1 protein-coding gene is annotated in these 415 nt (G+C 69.6%); it reads right to left on the minus strand.

Translation table 11 applies throughout. The features are described 5' to 3' along the window. On the minus strand, positions 1–415 hold a 415-nt coding region (locus tag GVN67_RS29355), incomplete at both ends, for an efflux RND transporter permease subunit (RefSeq protein WP_200845467.1).

Raw genomic sequence — 415 nt, forward strand, 5'->3', positions numbered from 1 at the left:
GCCGAGGGTGGCGCGGTATTCGGTGGGGCCCGTCTCGGCATCGATCGACAGGTCCTGCGTGGGCTGCAGGTAGAGCGTGACGCCCGCGACCGACGCCGCCCGGTCGCGCAGCCGCTGCATCACCGTGTCCTGGGCATCGCGGCCGGGCTTCAGGTTGATGAGCATGCGGCCGGTGTTCAGCATGGTGTTGTTGGCGCCGTCCACGCCGACGAAGGAGCTGAGCGAAGCCACATCCGGGTCCTGCAGGATCTCGCGCGCGGCGGCCTGCTGCAGGGTGCTCATGCGCTCGAACGACACGTCCTGCGAGGCCACCAGCCGTCCCTGCAGCTGGCCCGTGTCCTGCGTGGGGAAGAGCCCCTTGGGGATGAACACGTACAGCACCACGGTGAGCGCGAGCGTGAGCAGCGCCACCAGC

The organism is Roseomonas sp. 18066 (genome assembly GCF_902706185.1).
Taxonomy (GTDB): domain Bacteria; phylum Pseudomonadota; class Alphaproteobacteria; order Acetobacterales; family Acetobacteraceae; genus Pseudoroseomonas.